Below are 15,863 nucleotides of genomic sequence, written 5' to 3'. Positions count from 1 at the left end.
CCCGGGCGTCCTTCGCCGAAAAATTCTGGCCGGGTTCACTTCTGTGCTAAGCTGTCTTTCAGTTTAGCACTTTGAAGTATCGACCATGGCTATTCCCAACAAATTCACCTCATCCCGCCGCAGCGATGTTGTCTTCGAAGGCGAGAAATTCTCGACCGGTGCCGATGAGGTTACCTGTATCCTGACAACCGACAGTCTGAAGCTGAAAGGCAGTTCCCCTGCATCGGGCCATTGCGCAATTGTCGAGCGGTTCAACGCGCGCTGGGACGTGAAGGATCTGATTGATCTGGGGGCGGTGCAAAAGGCACTGTCCAACAAAAGCACATTGCAGAAACTGGCCAGAGCCAATTCGGTGGAAAAGATACTGGAGCTGCTTGCCCTTTCGGAAATCCACATGATGGCCGACTATTCCGAGTTGCAGGCACAAACCTATATCAAAGGCCACATCCTCAGCGAAAAATTGGGCGGTCCGGGGACGAATGCAAACCTGACGCCGATGTCGGCCAGTTCGAATTCGACCTACTACAGTGGTTTTGAATCCAAGCTGATCAAAAAGCTGCAGGAAATCCGAAAGGAAGAAAAAGCATCCGGCTATCGCGCGCGGGTCAGGTTTCACGCCAAGTGCAAAGGGTCCATGAAACCCTGGTGGGGTGGCGCGTCGAAAGAGACTGTGCGAATGCTGAGCAAGCTGCCAAGGACCCTTGAGGCCAGTTGGCGGCTGGACAGTTTCTTTCCTGACGGCAAGCCCAATGAGCGGTTGGCCAAATCCAAGCTTCCGGCAGACGCGTCAAAGAAGATGCCAAAGACCTTGGCCACCAAGGCCGAAAGCTACACGTTGGCTTTGTAACGCCCTGCTGGGGGCTAGCCCACGGTTTCGGCCAAAGACAAATCCGCGCTGCAACGGGTCAAACGGCCACCAGAGCAGGTGGCCGTAAGATATTGAAGGTTATGCGTTTAGGGGGTCAGGTCCGGCCTTTGCCACCGCCCTTACCGCCACCGTTTCCTTCGCCGCCGCCGCCGTTGCCAGCGCCGCCACCTTGGCCGTTATTGCCTCCGCCATTGCCGGTTCCAGGCCCGGATCCGCCGGTGTTTCCGCCGCCATTGCCCGGGTTGCCGTTGTTCCCGTTGCCATTACCGGGGCCTTCACCGGTGCCGCCTTTGCCACCGCCCTTGCCAGGCTTATCGCCGCCTTTGCCGCCACCTTTGCCGGGTTTGTCTCCGCCCTTGCCGGGCTTATCGCCCCCTTTACCGGGCTTGCCGTCGCCACCACCGGGCTTACCCCCGCCGTTGCCGGGTTTACCACCTCCGTCACCGGGGTTTTCGCCGCCATCACCGGGACCACCGCCGTCGCCTGGGTTATCACCGCCACCACCGGGGTTTTCGCCACCATCGCCGGGACTACCGCCATCACCAGGATTGCCGCCACCATTACCTGGTGTTTCACCACCGCTGCCGCCGGAGTTGCCGGTGCCACCACCAGCACCGCCTCCTGCACCACCTGGGGTGTCACCTGCATCCGCAAACGCCTCGCCCCCGCTTAACGGGTCAGAGTTTCGGTCCTCGCCAAACAGATTGCCCAAGACACTTGCGGTCGGCAGGTCAGTCAGCAAAGAGGCCAACCCGGGGCACTGCGCAGATGTCACGCTCAGCGTCGTTTCAAAATCCGCTCGGCGTTGCAGGCGCTCAAGAAAGCTAGGTGTGACCTGAGCGCAGTCACACAGCGCAGCATAGTCACCAGCGTTGGCCAGATCCCGTGCGGTGCGCCAGTTGCACGCCTCGGTTGACGCAGCCGCGTCGCTTACGATGAAAACTCCGACAAATGGTGCCGCGACCAGTGCACCAAGGAGTTTCTGTTTACCTTTTACCATGTTCGGTACCTCCTGACAGCTAAACACGCGTTTGCTGTGATTTCTTCGAACACGACTTGGCGACTGGCCGTGAATTCCGGGTGAAGCCCGCCTGAAGATCTCTTTAGAAACCCAAACCGTTTCGGTCGGCCGCAAATGTGTAGACAAACCAGGGTGGCACCGGTTATTGAACAATTGTTCATATCACAGGGAGGAGACCGACATGCAGCTGTCCACAACCAAAGCTTTGGTGACCGGCGGAGCGTCGGGGCTGGGCGAAGCCACAGCGCGTTTTTTCGCCTCTCAAGGCGCGCAGGTCACCATTCTGGACCGGGACGCCGAGCGTGGCCCAACGGTCGCCAGCGATATCGGAGGGCATTTTGCACAGACGGATGTCACCGATGAAAACTCGGTCAGCTCTGCCATTGCCCAAGCGGTCGACGCCATGGGCGGTGTGAACGTTGCGGTGAACTGCGCCGGGATTGCCTATGGTATCAAAACTGTGGGCCGCGATGGCCCACACCCGCTGGACGCGTTCCAGCGTACCATAGACATCAATCTGGTCGGCACGTTCAACGTCGCGCGTCTGGCCGCAGCCGAGATCGCCAAGGCCGATCCCGAGGCAGATGGCGCGCGCGGCGTGATCATCAACACCGCCTCAATCGCCGCTTTTGACGGCCAGAAAGGCCAAGCGGCTTATGCGGCCTCAAAAGGCGGAGTCGTTGGCATGACCCTGCCCATGGCCCGCGATCTGGCCTCGACCGGTATCCGCGTCATGACAATCGCACCCGGCATCTTCATGACCCCGATGTTGGCAGGCCTGCCTGAAGAGGTACAGCAACAACTGGCCGCCGATGTGCCCAACCCTGCCCGACTGGGTGATCCAAAGGAATACGCCCGCCTGGCCGGTTTTATCGTCGAAATGGGTTACCTTAACGGAGAGGTCATCCGCATCGACGGCGCCCTGCGGATGCGGTAACGCTTGCCCATGACCGAGCGTGAGAAAATGGAAGCGGGCGATTGGTATTGTTGCCTTGATCCCGAGCTGAACGCACTGCGCGAAAACGCGCGGCGGGCTTTGCATGCGCATAATACGAGCCACCCGGACAGTCGCGGTGCCATGTCATCCGAGCTTCGAAACTTGTTGGGCGATGCAGGTCAGGATCACCGGATTGAGGTTCCGTTTCACTGCGTTTACGGCTTCAACATACATCTTGGGAACCGGGTGTATTTCAACACCGGCTGCGTCATCCTGGATACGGCGCGCGTTCAGATCGGTGATGACTGTATGTTTGGCCCCCAAGTGCAGATCTATTGCGCGCAACATGCCAAAGACCCGGCAGAGCGCGCACGTGGTCTGGAATATGCCCGCCCGGTTCGTATCGGAAAAAACGTCTGGGTTGGCGGCGGGGCGATCATCCTTCCCGGCGTTACTATTGGTGATAACGCCATTATTGGTGCAGGCGCCGTGGTCACAAAGCCGGTGGCAGCGAACGAAACTGTTGTCGGGAACCCTGCCCGTCCGATTGCGCAAGGGATTTAGATCAGACCCCTTCGGCCTTTTCTTCCAACAGCAGCCATTCTTCCTCGGCGGCTGAGAGCTTTTGCTGACGCTCCACCAACGCCTCGGTTGCCTTTTGAAACTTGACCGGTTCGCGGGTGAAAAGCTCGGGGTCGGCCATCAGCTCTTCCAGCTTGGCTATCTCGGCCTCAAGCCGGGCGATCTCGGCGGGCAGTTTGTCCAAGCGATGTTTTTCCGAAAAAGACAGGCCCGGTTTCGGCTTGGCCTCGGCCTTAGGCTTTGGTTTGGCGGCTTTGGGCTTGTCTTCCTTCTTGGGGGCAAGCTCGCCGCGTTGGGCCAGATAATCCGACCATCCGCCCGCATAGGCGGTGGCGCGTCCGTCGCCTTCCATCGCAACAGTGGTGGTGGCGACCCGGTCCAGAAAATCACGGTCGTGGCTGACCAGTAGCACCGTGCCGTCATAGTCATCCAGAAGCTCTTGCAGCAGGTCGAGCGTTTCCACATCCAGATCGTTGGTCGGTTCGTCCAACACCAGAAGATTCGAGCTTTTGGCCATCAGCTTGGCCAGAAGCAACCGCGCCTTTTCTCCGCCGGACAGGGATTTGACCGCCGCGCGGGCCTGCCGTTCGTCGAACAAAAACTCCTTGAGGTAGCCCACCACATGTTTGGGCTGGCCGCCCACCATCACTTGATCGGCCTTGCCTGAAACCCGCATTTCGGGGTCGCCTGTCAGGCTGTCCCAGAGGCTCATCTCGGGGTCCAGCTGCGCGCGGGTCTGGTCGAACATGGCGACCTCTAGGTTGGTGCCCAGCGTCACCGTACCTTCATCCGGCTGTTCCTGCCCCAGCAACATCTTCAGCAGCGTTGTCTTGCCCACACCGTTGGGGCCAACAAAGGCCACGCGGTCGCCGCGCTGCACCAGCAGATCGAAATTGCGCAGGATAGCTGTGTCGCCAAAGCTTTTGGTCAGCCCTTTCGCCTCAATCACCTTACGGCCGGATTTCGGCCCAGCCTCCAGCGTCATGGCGGCCGAGCCCTGGCGTTTGATCTGCGCGGCCTTTTCGGCCCGCAAGGCCTGCAAGGCGCGCACCCGGCCCTGATTGCGTTTGCGTCGGGCGCTGATGCCTTCCACAGCCCATTTCGCCTCGGACTTGATCAGCCGGTTCAGCTTGTGGCGCTGCTGGTCTTCTTCCTCCCAGATCTTGTCGCGCCAGGCCTCGAACGCATCAAACCCCTGCTCTTGCCGTCGCACCATGCCGCGATCGATCCACAGCGTCGCGCGGGTCAAAGCGCGCAGAAAGGCACGGTCATGCGAGATCAAGACAAAGGCCGCGCGGGCTGCCCCCAACTCACGCTCAAGCCAGGCAATCGCCTCGATATCCAAGTGGTTGGTCGGCTCGTCCAGCAACATCAGATCGGGCGCTTCGGCCATCAGCTTGGCCAGCGCCGCGCGCCGCCGTTCACCGCCCGAGGCCGTCTCAACCGCGCGCGAGGGATCGAACTTGAGCCCCTCGCCCGCGCGTTCAACCTTGTAGAGTTCACCCGGCTCCAACCCGCTTGCCGCATAATCCCCCAGCGTGGCAAACCCCGCCATGGTGGGATCTTGCTCCATATAGCCCACAGATTTCCCCGGAGGCACAGTAATGTCGCCCTGATCCGCCTCGACCAGGCCTGCCATCACTTTCATCAGGGTGGATTTGCCCGACCCGTTCCGTCCCACAAGCGCGACACGATCACCAGGCTGAACCACCAGATCAAGCTCGGAAAACACCGGATCACCCCCAAAGGTCAGGGAAATGCCGGACATCTGCAACAAAGGAATTCTCGCCATGCCCGCCAGCTAAACCGGTGGGCAGAAGGCGTCAACGCCCCTGTTTCACCTTTTCAGAAATACTCAAATTAACCGACCACCATCCGCAGCAAACGTTTGCGAGTTGCGGGGATCGCGCCGATTTCCAACCCGGTGAAGACGTGCAGCGTGTTCAAGTGCCGATCCACCACCGCATGATCGCTGACCCATCCGCCCATCATCAGATAGGTGCGCAGCAAGGGCGGCATCCGCTGCATCGCCTTTTTGGCATCGGGCTTGCGCCGCAGACGGGTCGCAAAGCGGAACACATCGGGCGCCTTGATCCGGGGCAGCCAGCGCTTTGGCGCCAGGTGTCGGTGTTTCAGCATCGCAAAGGCATCCAGATACTGCGCGGTTTCCGTCCCGGCAAAAGAGGAACAGCCAAACAGCATCTCGATCCCGTTTTGATCCACATAGTCGGTCATTGCCCCCCAGGCGACCCGCAGAATATCCGGGTCAGTTTTGCCGGGATGCACGCAAAAGCGACCCATCTCGACCATGCGCCCCTCAAAGCTGTGCAAGGCCGATAGATCATAGAACTGTGCTGAATAGCTGGCGCCGATCTCGGCCCCGTTTTGCATGGTCAACAGGCGGAAACAGCACACCAGTTGATCCTCGGCACGGCGATCTTCGATCAGGACATGTGCGCAAAGATCGTCAAACCGGTCTTGATCAAGCTGCGCCGTATCAAAGGCACGGGTTCTAAGCCTGCAGGCCGCATCCAGATCCGCGGTCGTCTCTGCCAGACGCGCTCGGTACCGTCCTTTGTTCAGCAACACTGCTCTGGCCATGGCGGCACGTTCCACATTTATCGACTAAGACTTCATCTGCTCCGTAGCACAGAGCATATGACTTTCCGGTGACGGAAACAGCAGATTTGAACTCTTATTGGTTAATGCCCGGGATATTGGCCGGGTTGAAGTTACCGATATTGCCCAGCAATTGACGCAGGAAGCCTTTGTCCTCCACGTTCGAATCCGTCACGCGACGCTCAAGCACGATGACATAGCCATCCTCAAGCCCGAACCGCTCGATATTGCTGACCACACCGCGCTGATCAAAACTGACGGCAACCAACTCGCGCGAGACGACTTTGGGCCGACGCGCGCCCGACTTGCGAACACGGGAGGCCACGTAATAGAACCCGGAATCCCGCAAAACGCCCGAGGAACTAGGCGCGCCGACGGTCTCCAATACGGTTTCGCGGGTGTCGACCCCGACTTTGATTTGCGCCAAATCTTCGGGGGGTGGCACATAGCCGTGATTCTTGAAGACGGGGGAACATGCAACAACGGCCAAGAGCGCGCCGAATGCCAGCGATTTGAACGCCAGGTTCTTGTTGTTCGACACGTTGATCATCTTCACCCTCTTGCCTTGGCACCGTGCGGCTTCTATCCGATTACAGAAACCGGTGCTTTGGTTCAACACAGGAAAGGGTCACGAATGGCCGATCATACAGCTCTGCGCGTCGCGGACCTGCCGCAAAACGTGCCGACGGCGTTCGAACTGCGCCCCAGCGGCGATGCGTTGGACGTTCTCAAAGACGATCTTGGGCTGCTGGGTTTGCGCAAGGTTTCCTTCATCGGCCAAATCGAATCCCAGGGCAAACGCGACTGGAAGCTGACCGGCAAGCTAGGCGCCACTGTCATTCAGCCCTGCGTCGTCACGCTTGACCCCGTGACAACGCGGATCGAAACCTCGGTACGTCGGATTTATTTGGCCGAATGGTCCGATCCGGACGAGCCGGAATTCGAAATGCCCGAAGATGACGAGACCGAAGCTCTTGCGGCCGAGATCGACCCCGCATTGGTGCTGGCCGAGGCCTTGTCGCTGGCCTTACCGCAATATCCGCGCAAACCCGACGCGCAGTTGCAACACAGCAATTACACCGAGCCGGGCAAAGAAGCGATGACAGATGATGATGCCAAACCCTTTGCCGGGTTGGCGGAACTGCGCGATGCGCTGAAAAAAGACGAGTGACAGGGCCATGTTTTCCTGTCATAGCAAGCCGTCAGAAAAATCGCTTGAACATGTCGAGAATCGCAGTATTTTCGCGCGCTCATCCGAATTTGGGTTGGACATTGCGAGGCTTGCGGCCTAAACGCGCGTCACACCACGAGAAAACGAAGAATGTAACCCGGGTCAGCAGCGAATCTGCGGCCCCCAGTCAGACAAAGGTTGAGACCATGGCCGTCCAACAGAACAAAGTTTCCAAGTCGCGTCGCAACAACCGCCGCGCACACGACGCTCTGGTTGCTGCAAACCCGAACGAATGCCCGAACTGTGGCGAGCTGAAACGCCCCCACCACGTTTGCGCATCTTGCGGCCATTATGACGATCGTGAAGTTGTCGCACAGGCCGACGAAATCGATCTGGATGAAGACGCGGCATAAACCTGATCGAACGCAGGCGAACGCATGACGGATCAGCCCACGCCAAGCGACCGGATCATCATCTCGGTTGACGCCATGGGCGGAGATTCAGGCCCCGCCGTAGTGGTTGCGGGTATTGCCAAGTCTGCGGACAAGAATCCCAAGATCGGGTTCATCCTGCACGGTCAGGAGTCCGAGTTGAGAAAACTGGTTGCCAAACGGCGCGTCCTTGAGGGGCGCGTCGTTTTTCGTGATTGCCCTGATGTGGTCACGATGGAGGACCGACCCAGCCAGGTGGTGCGCAACGGCAAGCAGACCTCGATGTGGTCCGCGCTGGAATCGGTGCGCGCAGGTGAAGCGCATGGTGCAGTGTCTTGCGGCAATACCGGCGCATTGATGGCATTGTCGATGATCCGGCTTCGCAAACTGCCGGGGGTGAACCGCCCCGCCATCGCGATTCTGTGGCCCTCGCGCAACCCTCAGGGGTTCAACGTGATGCTCGATGTGGGCGCCGATGTGCGCGCCGACGCAAAGGATCTGCTTCAATATGCTCTGATGGGCGCCTCTTACGCGCGCAATGGGATGGCGCTGAACCGCCCTCGGATCGGTCTGTTGAATGTCGGCACCGAAGAACACAAAGGCCGCGCCGAGCTGAAAGAAGCCCACGCGCTGATCGCCGATTTTGCGGAACAGGCAAACTTCGATTTTGTCGGTTTTGTCGAAGGCAGCGACATCCCCGGCGATACGGCGGATGTCATTGTCACCGATGGGTTTACCGGCAATGTGGCCATCAAAACAGGTGAGGGTACAGCCAGCTTGATTGGCGACCTTCTGCGTCAGGCGTTCAAGTTTTCTCCGCTGTCGCGACTGGCCTCGGTTCTGGCGATCACCTCGCTAAACCGACTGAAAAAGCGTATCGACCCACGCCGCGTGAATGGGGGCGTGTTTCTGGGGCTGAACGGCACGGTCATCAAATCCCACGGCGGTGCCGACGCCACCGGTGTGTCCGCTGCGGTAAAGCTGGCCTTTACCCTGGCCGAATCAGGCTTTTCGGAAAAGTTGGCGGCACGGGTTGCATCTACAGCCGCCCTTGCACAAGATGCCGCGCAAGCTGCGCCGCAGCAATCGCAATAAGAATAAAAGGGCAGTACCCAAAGCATGGCAAGCCGTTCAGTTGTTGTAGGTGTCGGGCATTATCTACCCAAACGCGTCGTCCCAAATGCAGAGTTCGAAAAGACGCTGGATACGACGGATGAATGGATCCGGACCCGCTCGGGTATTGAACGCCGCCATTTTGCTGCCGAAGACGAAACGACCTCTGATCTGGCCACCAACGCCGCCGAAGCGGCTCTGGCAGATGCCAATCTGACCGCAGACGAGATCGACGCGATCATTCTCGCCACGTCAACCGCTGACCTGACGTTCCCCTCAGCTGCAACAATGGTTCAGGCACGGCTGGGCATGACCCGCGGGTTTGCCTTTGACGTGCAGGCGGTTTGCGCGGGATTCGTTTTTGCCTTGGCCAATGCCAATGCTCTGATCCTGTCTGGGCAGGCCAAACGCGTGCTGGTGATCGGGGCCGAGACGTTTTCGCGGATTATGGACTGGTCGGACCGGTCGACCTGCGTTTTGTTCGGCGATGGTGCTGGCGCCCTGATACTGGAACAGCAGGAAGGCACCGGAACCTCGGACGATCGCGGCATTCTGTCAACCGACCTGAACTCGGACGGGCGCTACCGCGAACTGCTTTACGTCGACGGCGGCGTATCGACCAATACAACCGGTCATTTGCGGATGCAGGGCAACCAAGTCTTCCGCCATGCCGTTGAAAAACTTGCGAAAACTGCGGAAACTGCGTTAGAGCGCGCTGGTTTGAACAACGCGGATGTCGATTGGGTTGTGCCCCATCAAGCCAATATTCGCATCATCCAGGGCACCGCCCGCAAGCTGGATCTGCCGATGGATCGAGTGGTCGTCACCGTGCAGGATCACGGCAATACCTCGGCCGCATCGATCCCATTGGCGATGTCAGTGGGCAAGCAGCGCGGTCAGATCAAACCCGGTGATCTGATCGTGACCGAAGCTATTGGCGGTGGTCTGGCCTGGGGCGCTGTTGCGCTGCGGTGGTAACCGGCACAATCCAGCTTACACAGACAGCCGCAATTCATTGATATTGACAGCGAAATTGCCGCCGCCCTATGCTCGGTCATCAACAGGGGATTAGGCATGAGCGACAAAACACTCACTCGTATGGATCTAAGCGAGGCTGTCTTTCGTGAGGTGGGCCTTTCACGCAATGAAAGCGCACAGCTTGTGGAAAGCGTCCTGAACCATATGTCAGATGCGCTGGTTCGTGGGGAACAGGTGAAGATCTCGTCCTTTGGCACGTTCAGCGTTCGGGACAAGACCGCTCGTATCGGCCGCAATCCCAAAACCGGTGAAGAGGTGCCAATCCAGCCCCGCCGCGTTCTGACCTTCCGCCCGTCGCATCTGATGAAAGATCGCGTCGCTGCCGGGAACCGCAAGTAAAACCCGAGGCATCCAAGCATGAGCAAGTCCCCCGACGCGTTCCGCACGATCAGCGAAGTTGCGGATTGGCTCGGGGTTCAGGCCCATGTTCTGCGCTTCTGGGAAAGCAAATTTACCCAGGTCAAACCGGTGAAACGTGCGGGTGGCAGACGATATTACCGCCCCAATGACATGCGCCTGCTGGGCGGTATCAAGAAACTGCTGCACGAGGACGGGATCACCATCAAGGGGGCTCAGCGTATACTGCGCGAACAGGGTGTGGCCCATGTTGCAGCTCTGTCGCCACCGCTTGATGATGGCTCTGAGGGACCAGCAGAGGAGATTGAGGCCAAGGTGGTTCCCATGCCCACGCCACAACCTGTTGCCCCCGTTGAACAATTTAAGATGGACCTGGCCCCCGACGCTGAGCCCGCCCCAGCCCCATTGGCAGAGCCTGCCGCGTCTTCAGAGCCACCGGTTCAATCCCAACAGCCTACATCGCCAGAACCGGCTAAGCCGTCTGTCGACCCCGATATCATGCCCAGCACCGAGATTGACGAAGCGCCCCTGATGGGCGGCATCGCGTCTCAGGCCTGGAATGTGCAAGAGTTTGACCCTCAGCTTTTGCGCAATATCGCCCCGATTGCCAAAGACCTGCGGGCCTGGCTCGACCGGGTCGAAACCCGAATTGCGGGATAAGCAAAAAGGCGATGATTTCCTCTTGCCCCTGTCGGGAAAGTCTTTATGAACACTCCAACGTCGGGCTATGGCGCAGCCTGGTAGCGCGTCCGTCTGGGGGACGGAAGGTCGCAGGTTCGAGTCCTGCTAGCCCGACCAAATCACACCGACGTATATGGCACATTCGCCAGATCCCGCTCTGGCACCAGGGGGGATCGAAATGACAGGTGTTTGCCCGAACCAGCAGATCGAAGCGATGATCGCGCGGGGCGAGATTTCAGCCAGCCCGGACGTACTGCCAGCCCAGGTGCAACCCGCCAGCCTGGATTTGCGCCTTGGAACAGTAGCTTACCGGGTGCGCGCGTCCTTTCTGGCTGGTGAAAACCGCACCGTCGCCGACCGCCTGCAAGAATTCGAGATGCACCAGATCGATATCACGGACGGTGCTGTTCTGGAAAAAGGCTGCGTTTATCTGGTGCCGTTGATGGAATCGCTGGCCCTGCCGCAAGACATGACCGCTGTGGCCAATGCCAAAAGCTCGACCGGGCGGCTGGACCTGCTGACGCGGACAATCACCGATGGCGGCACCGAATTTGACCGCGTTCCCGCAGGCTATACCGGCCCGCTTTATGCCGAGATCTGCCCCCGCTCCTTCTCGGTTCTGGTGCGCCCCGGCATGCGCCTGAACCAGATCCGATTCCGTCAGGGTCAGGCGGTTCTGAGTGACGCAGAGTTGACCGCCCTGCACAATGCCTCACCGCTGGTCGATGGCCCCGCCGTCATTCAAGACGGGCTGGGGTTCTCGGTTGATCTGCAATTGCCCGACACAGATCTGGTCGGCTATCGCGCCAAGCCCCATACCGGGGTGATCGATCTGGACCGGATCGGAGAATACGACCCGCAGGATTATTGGGAAGAGGTGCGCACCAAAGAGGGGCGAATCATCCTCGACCCCGGCGCATTCTACATACTGGTCAGCCGCGAAGCGGTTCATATCCCGCCGCTTTATGCCGCTGAAATGGCCCCTTATCTGGCCATGGTCGGCGAATTCCGCGTGCATTATGCCGGGTTCTTTGATCCCGGCTTTGGTCACGCAGCCGCCGGGGGCGCCGGATCGCGCGGCGTGCTGGAAGTGCGCTGCCATGAGGCACCCTTTGTGCTGGAGCACGGCCAGGTTGTCGGGCGGCTGGTCTATGAGAAAATGGCCGAGATGCCAACGCAGCTTTATGGTGCTGGCATCGCGTCTAATTATCAGGGACAGGGGTTGAAACTGTCCAAGCATTTCAAACCGGCAAACTAGAACTTCATGAACCGACGCATCTGTCGGCTCATGCGCTGCGCCTGTTTCATATTCTGTTTGGTCCGCTGGCTTTTCTGCTGCATCTCGCGTTCAACCTCGGGGCTGGCCGGCCTGTCCAGGCTGTCGGGTTTACGCGACATCCTGCTGGCCATGTCAAAGCCCTTATCCACCCCTTTGGACACAAGACGGCGCACCACCTGACGCACGATCATGTCAATGATCCGGTTGGCGTTCATTGTTCTACTCCATTGCCTCGCCGCCAATATAGCCGATTGCGACGTCAGAAAAAGAGCGCTGTGATCACTCTCCTTCGAACATCTCGCTCTGGTCGTCGTCTTCGATCTCTTCGCGCCCCTCGCCCAACGGCATTGCACCGGGGGGCGGACGGTTTTCCAGCAGCCCTGCGGCGCGCAACTCCTTGAGGCCCGGCAAGTCGCGGGCGTTTTCCAACCCGAAATGATCCAGAAACTGCGGCGTCACCACAAATGTGACCGGACGGCCCGGGGTCATGCGTCTGCGGCCCAGCCGGATCCACTCCATTTCAAGCAGTTGATCAATCGTCCCGCGTGAGACGGAAACGCCCCGGATCTCTTCGATCTCGGCCCGGGTACAGGGTTGATGATAGGCGACAATCGCCAGCGTTTCGATCGCGGCCCGGCTCAGCTTGCGGGTCTCGACCGTTTCCTTTTGCATCAGAAAGCCCAGATCGGGTGCAGTGCGGATCGCCCAGGCATCCCCCACCTGCACCACGCGCACCCCGCGCCCTTCGTAACGTTTTTGCAGCATTTCAACCGCTTGCGCGGCATTGCTGCCATGGGGCATCCGCGCTTCAAGATCGGCCAGAGTGACCGGCTCGGCGCTGGCGAACAGCACGGCCTCGACCATACGTTCCTGTTCAGCCATGGGAGGGGCTTCGAACAGGGTGCCGGTCTCTTCGGGGGCGTCAGTCACGTGTCTGTCCTCTTGCGCAATTGGATCGGAGCAAACGTATCGCTTTGCTTCATCTCCATATGTCCTTCTTTCACCAGCTCAAGTGAAGCGGCGAATGTGGCCGCCGTGGCCGATCTGCGGCGAACCGGATCGGCATCCCAGCCCTCGGGCAAATAGGTCTCCATATCCGTCCAGGTACCGGCAAAGCCAATCAAGGGGCGCATCCGTTCCAGGGCTTGTTCCATCGTGAACACGGCATCACGGTCCATGACAAAGGGACGGAACTCATCGCGGGTGCGGATACGGGCATAGCCCTGCATCAGGTCCAGCAACGTGGCGGAATAGGTCACGGTGCGGATGCGGGTGACATCTTCGCCCTGCCCGCGTTTGAAGAAATCACGGCCCAGTTGGTCGCGGGCCATCAGCCGCGCGGCAGCATCGCGCATGGCTTGCAACCGTTCCAACTGAAACGCCAGATGCGCGGCCAGTTCCTCACCCGAGGGCCCCTCGTCATCGGGATCAGGCGGCAGAAGCAAGCGCGATTTCAGAAACGCCAGCCAAGCGGCCATCACCAAATAATCAGCGGCCAATTCAATGCGCAGCGCCCGCGCCTTTTCGACAAAAGCCAGATATTGCTGCGCCAGCGCTAGAACCGAGATTTTGCGCAGGTCGACCTTTTGGGTGCGCGACAGGGTCAGCAGCACGTCCAACGGGCCTTCAAACCCGTCCACATCAACGATCAGCGCTTCGGCGGCCAGCCGATCGGCGACCGAGACCGGGTCTTCGCTGAAAAGGTTATCGTTCATATACCTGCCCGCCCATTAGGGCAGATAGTTCCGCCTCAGCGGCGTCGATGTCAAGTTCCTGCGGCGGTTTACGCATGGCCAGCGCCCGCTCGGCCCGGCTTTGGGCCGCTTGGGTCATTTCGCCTGCGGCCTGCAACACCTCAACACGTTCGTCAAAGCTGCCATTGCAGTGCAGAACGACGTCGCAACCAGCATCCAGGGATTGCCGCGACAGATCGGCTAAAGACCCCCTGAGCGCTTTCATCGAGATATCGTCGGTCATGATCAACCCGTCAAATCCAATCTCGTCACGGATCAGGCGAATCATGGCAGCTGAGATTGTGGCGGGTTGCGGATCGATGCGGTCATAAACCAGATGCGCGGTCATGCCCAATGGCAGGTCGTTCAGCGCGTGGAACGGTGCGAAATCCTGTGACTTGAGGTCCTCAAGACCCAAATCCACATGTGGTAGGTCATAATGGCTGTCGAGCGTGGCGCGCCCGTGGCCGGGGATGTGTTTCAGAACAGGCAGCACACCGCCGTCCAGATGGCCCTGCGCCACGGCTCGGCCAATCCGGGAAATCGATTTTGGGTCAGTGCCATAGCACCGGTTCTTCAGAAATTCGTGTGTCTCATCCCGCGCCACATCGACCATGGGCGCGCAGTTGCTGTCGATGCCAAGCTCAAACAGCTCGCGCGCGATCAGGCGATAGCGCAGATACATGGCGCGTTCGGCCTGATCCCCGGCTGCCCTGGCGTGGTCCAAAGGGGGTAGCCATTCGCGCGCCAGCGGCGCGCGCAGACGTTGAACGCGGCCCCCTTCCTGATCGATCGTGATGGGACAGTTGCGCCCTACGGCCTCGCGGAAATCATCGCACAAGGCCCGCACCTGATCGGAGCTTTCGATGTTGCGCGCAAACAGAATAAACCCGAACGGGTTCATATCTCGAAACAGGGCGGTCTCTTCGGAACTCAGTCGAAGCCCTTCGGCATCGGTGATCGCGGCGCCAAAGTTCACCGGACGCTGACCGGGATACAGTCAGCCCCTTGTGCAACCAACGCGGCGCAGAACTGGCGCGAGTCGCTTAGGTCATCAAACCCCATGACACGCAGGCGATAGAACGTCCGCCCACCACTTGAGGTTTTCTGGATAACTCGTTGTTTTCCATTCATGAATTCACTAAACCGACTGTTCAGGCGATCCCATTCAGCCTGCGCCACATCGACACTTTCATAAGCCCCAACCTGCGCCAGACGCGTGCCCTTGGCCAGAGTATTTGGATCCACATCCAGACCTACGGCCGCTTTGACCGCTGCGTTAATGGCGTCTTCAGTGGCGCTGCTGGTGGTGGCTCGGCGCGAGATTACACGTGCAGGTCGCGTCTGTGGGCGCAGCGACCGGCGCACGCCCGGCAGCGCGGCCAGTTCCGGGTCTGGCAATTGGGCGGCAAGATCCGCGGGATCGATGGCAGGTTCGTCTTCAGGTGTCGCCAGCGAGGCCAGTTGAAGGCCCGGAATCTCGACCGGTTCGGTGATGGTCAGGCCTTCGGCTTCGGCGACGGCACCGTCTACTGCGGCTTGCCGTATGTCATCCGCCAACCGCGCCTTGGCCTCTTCCAGTTCTTTTTCGGTTTCTGCGGCCTGCAGCTGCCCCATCGGCGCGTCTTCGTCGCTGAGCGACACTGGTTTGGGGGCAAGGATCAGGCGATCCGCAGGGGCTGCGGCTGACCCAACGGCCGCCACAGTGTTTACGGCCAGACCCTGATGATCTGCTGGCGTTCCGCCCGGATTTTCAGGCTGTATGCGCATCGGCCCTTCGGCGGCGCGCACCACAGGAACACCGCTGACATCGCGCACGATCAGTTGATAGCCCCAAACCACGACACCGGCGACCAGCGCCAGCGACGCGGTGGCGCCCAGGAAATTCACGATACGGCTGAACCCGCCACCCCGCGGTGCTGGATCGCGATAATCGTCTTCAGAATAACCGTAATCTTCTTCGGGATGCGCCTGGTTTTTGAAATGCGCCCGCTCGGGGACTTGATGCCCCGAGTAATCATAACTCGCCATAT

At 59.6% G+C, this 15,863-nt stretch carries 19 protein-coding genes and 1 tRNA gene; 11 read left to right on the top strand and 9 right to left on the bottom strand.

Annotated elements, in window-relative coordinates:
* Window positions 1-85: 85 nt before the first annotated feature.
* The gene (locus tag GOV38_RS00895; protein ID WP_171099589.1) at window positions 86-847 is read left to right on the top strand and encodes a DNA/RNA non-specific endonuclease; all 762 of its coding nucleotides are present in this window, start codon (window positions 86-88) and stop codon (window positions 845-847) included.
* 115 nt (window positions 848-962) lie between these two features.
* Here the strand turns inward: GOV38_RS00895 and GOV38_RS00890 are convergent, their stop codons facing one another.
* Complete coding sequence (locus tag GOV38_RS00890; RefSeq protein WP_171207286.1) at window positions 963-1,868, bottom strand: hypothetical protein; 906 nt, start codon at window positions 1,866-1,868, stop codon at window positions 963-965.
* Between the two features lie 202 nt (window positions 1,869-2,070).
* Here GOV38_RS00890 and GOV38_RS00885 point away from each other — a divergent pair, with 202 nt between their 5' ends.
* Together GOV38_RS00885 and GOV38_RS00880 are read left to right on the top strand one after the other, a co-directional pair.
* Window positions 2,071-2,826, top strand: coding sequence for a 3-hydroxyacyl-CoA dehydrogenase (locus GOV38_RS00885; protein WP_171207285.1), 756 nt, complete (start codon window positions 2,071-2,073; stop codon window positions 2,824-2,826).
* A gap of 9 nt (window positions 2,827-2,835) precedes the next feature.
* On the top strand, window positions 2,836-3,390 hold the full coding sequence (locus tag GOV38_RS00880; RefSeq protein WP_217352059.1) for a sugar O-acetyltransferase: 555 nt from the start codon (window positions 2,836-2,838) through the stop codon (window positions 3,388-3,390).
* Between the two features lies 1 nt (window position 3,391).
* Here GOV38_RS00880 and GOV38_RS00875 read toward each other — a convergent pair whose 3' ends face one another.
* From GOV38_RS00875 to GOV38_RS00865, 3 genes are all read right to left on the bottom strand, one after another.
* On the bottom strand, window positions 3,392-5,200 hold the full coding sequence (locus GOV38_RS00875; protein WP_254430421.1) for an ABC-F family ATP-binding cassette domain-containing protein: 1,809 nt from the start codon (window positions 5,198-5,200) through the stop codon (window positions 3,392-3,394).
* Window positions 5,201-5,268: 68 nt separating this feature from the next.
* Window positions 5,269-6,009 (bottom strand): GNAT family N-acetyltransferase, encoded by a 741-nt coding sequence (locus tag GOV38_RS00870; protein WP_171207283.1) that lies wholly within the window; start codon window positions 6,007-6,009, stop codon window positions 5,269-5,271.
* A 94-nt stretch (window positions 6,010-6,103) separates the two neighbouring features.
* Complete coding sequence (locus GOV38_RS00865) at window positions 6,104-6,577, bottom strand: outer membrane protein assembly factor BamE (RefSeq protein WP_171099599.1); 474 nt, start codon at window positions 6,575-6,577, stop codon at window positions 6,104-6,106.
* Window positions 6,578-6,661: 84 nt separating this feature from the next.
* On the opposite strand from GOV38_RS00865, the gene GOV38_RS00860 reads away from it, so the two are divergent.
* The 8 genes from GOV38_RS00860 (at window position 6,662) to GOV38_RS00825 (ending at window position 12,076) form a co-directional block, all read left to right on the top strand.
* The gene (locus GOV38_RS00860) at window positions 6,662-7,198 is read left to right on the top strand and encodes a DUF177 domain-containing protein (protein ID WP_171129949.1); all 537 of its coding nucleotides are present in this window, start codon (window positions 6,662-6,664) and stop codon (window positions 7,196-7,198) included.
* Window positions 7,199-7,404: 206 nt separating this feature from the next.
* Window positions 7,405-7,611, top strand: a complete 207-nt coding sequence (rpmF, locus tag GOV38_RS00855) for a 50S ribosomal protein L32 (RefSeq protein ID WP_008756996.1) — start codon at window positions 7,405-7,407, stop codon at window positions 7,609-7,611.
* Window positions 7,612-7,635: 24 nt separating this feature from the next.
* Window positions 7,636-8,724, top strand: a complete 1,089-nt coding sequence (gene plsX / locus GOV38_RS00850; RefSeq protein WP_171207282.1) for a phosphate acyltransferase PlsX — start codon at window positions 7,636-7,638, stop codon at window positions 8,722-8,724.
* Window positions 8,725-8,748: 24 nt separating this feature from the next.
* The gene (locus tag GOV38_RS00845; RefSeq protein ID WP_171099605.1) at window positions 8,749-9,720 is read left to right on the top strand and encodes a beta-ketoacyl-ACP synthase III; all 972 of its coding nucleotides are present in this window, start codon (window positions 8,749-8,751) and stop codon (window positions 9,718-9,720) included.
* A gap of 96 nt (window positions 9,721-9,816) precedes the next feature.
* Complete coding sequence (ihfA, locus tag GOV38_RS00840; RefSeq protein WP_037316145.1) at window positions 9,817-10,119, top strand: integration host factor subunit alpha; 303 nt, start codon at window positions 9,817-9,819, stop codon at window positions 10,117-10,119.
* An 18-nt stretch (window positions 10,120-10,137) separates the two neighbouring features.
* A complete protein-coding gene (locus GOV38_RS00835) occupies window positions 10,138-10,797 on the top strand; it encodes a MerR family transcriptional regulator (protein ID WP_171207281.1) in 660 nt (219 codons plus the stop codon).
* Window positions 10,798-10,858: 61 nt separating this feature from the next.
* Window positions 10,859-10,935 (top strand) — tRNA-Pro (locus tag GOV38_RS00830).
* A 61-nt stretch (window positions 10,936-10,996) separates the two neighbouring features.
* The gene (locus GOV38_RS00825) at window positions 10,997-12,076 is read left to right on the top strand and encodes a 2'-deoxycytidine 5'-triphosphate deaminase (RefSeq protein ID WP_171099608.1); all 1,080 of its coding nucleotides are present in this window, start codon (window positions 10,997-10,999) and stop codon (window positions 12,074-12,076) included.
* Here GOV38_RS00825 and GOV38_RS00820 read toward each other — a convergent pair.
* The 5 genes from GOV38_RS00820 to GOV38_RS00800 form a co-directional block, all read right to left on the bottom strand.
* On the bottom strand, window positions 12,073-12,312 hold the full coding sequence (locus GOV38_RS00820) for a hypothetical protein (protein ID WP_171099610.1): 240 nt from the start codon (window positions 12,310-12,312) through the stop codon (window positions 12,073-12,075). The two genes, GOV38_RS00825 and GOV38_RS00820, sit on opposite strands and share 4 nt — an antisense overlap.
* A gap of 64 nt (window positions 12,313-12,376) precedes the next feature.
* Window positions 12,377-13,027, bottom strand: a complete 651-nt coding sequence (scpB, locus tag GOV38_RS00815; RefSeq protein ID WP_171207280.1) for an SMC-Scp complex subunit ScpB — start codon at window positions 13,025-13,027, stop codon at window positions 12,377-12,379.
* Window positions 13,024-13,812 (bottom strand): ScpA family protein, encoded by a 789-nt coding sequence (locus GOV38_RS00810; protein WP_171099615.1) that lies wholly within the window; start codon window positions 13,810-13,812, stop codon window positions 13,024-13,026. The genes scpB and GOV38_RS00810 overlap by 4 nt, the downstream gene beginning before the upstream one ends.
* Complete coding sequence (nagZ, locus tag GOV38_RS00805) at window positions 13,802-14,809, bottom strand: beta-N-acetylhexosaminidase (RefSeq protein WP_171207279.1); 1,008 nt, start codon at window positions 14,807-14,809, stop codon at window positions 13,802-13,804. Before nagZ ends, GOV38_RS00810 begins: the two co-directional genes overlap by 11 nt.
* Window positions 14,806-15,861, bottom strand: a complete 1,056-nt coding sequence (locus tag GOV38_RS00800) for an SPOR domain-containing protein (protein ID WP_171207278.1) — start codon at window positions 15,859-15,861, stop codon at window positions 14,806-14,808. The genes nagZ and GOV38_RS00800 overlap by 4 nt, the downstream gene beginning before the upstream one ends.
* Window positions 15,862-15,863 lie beyond the last annotated feature (2 nt).

It is taken from the genome of Ruegeria sp. HKCCA5839 (assembly GCF_013035585.1).
Classification (GTDB): Bacteria; Pseudomonadota; Alphaproteobacteria; order Rhodobacterales; family Rhodobacteraceae; genus Ruegeria.
This window is presented reverse-complemented; position numbering and strand designations above follow the sequence as displayed.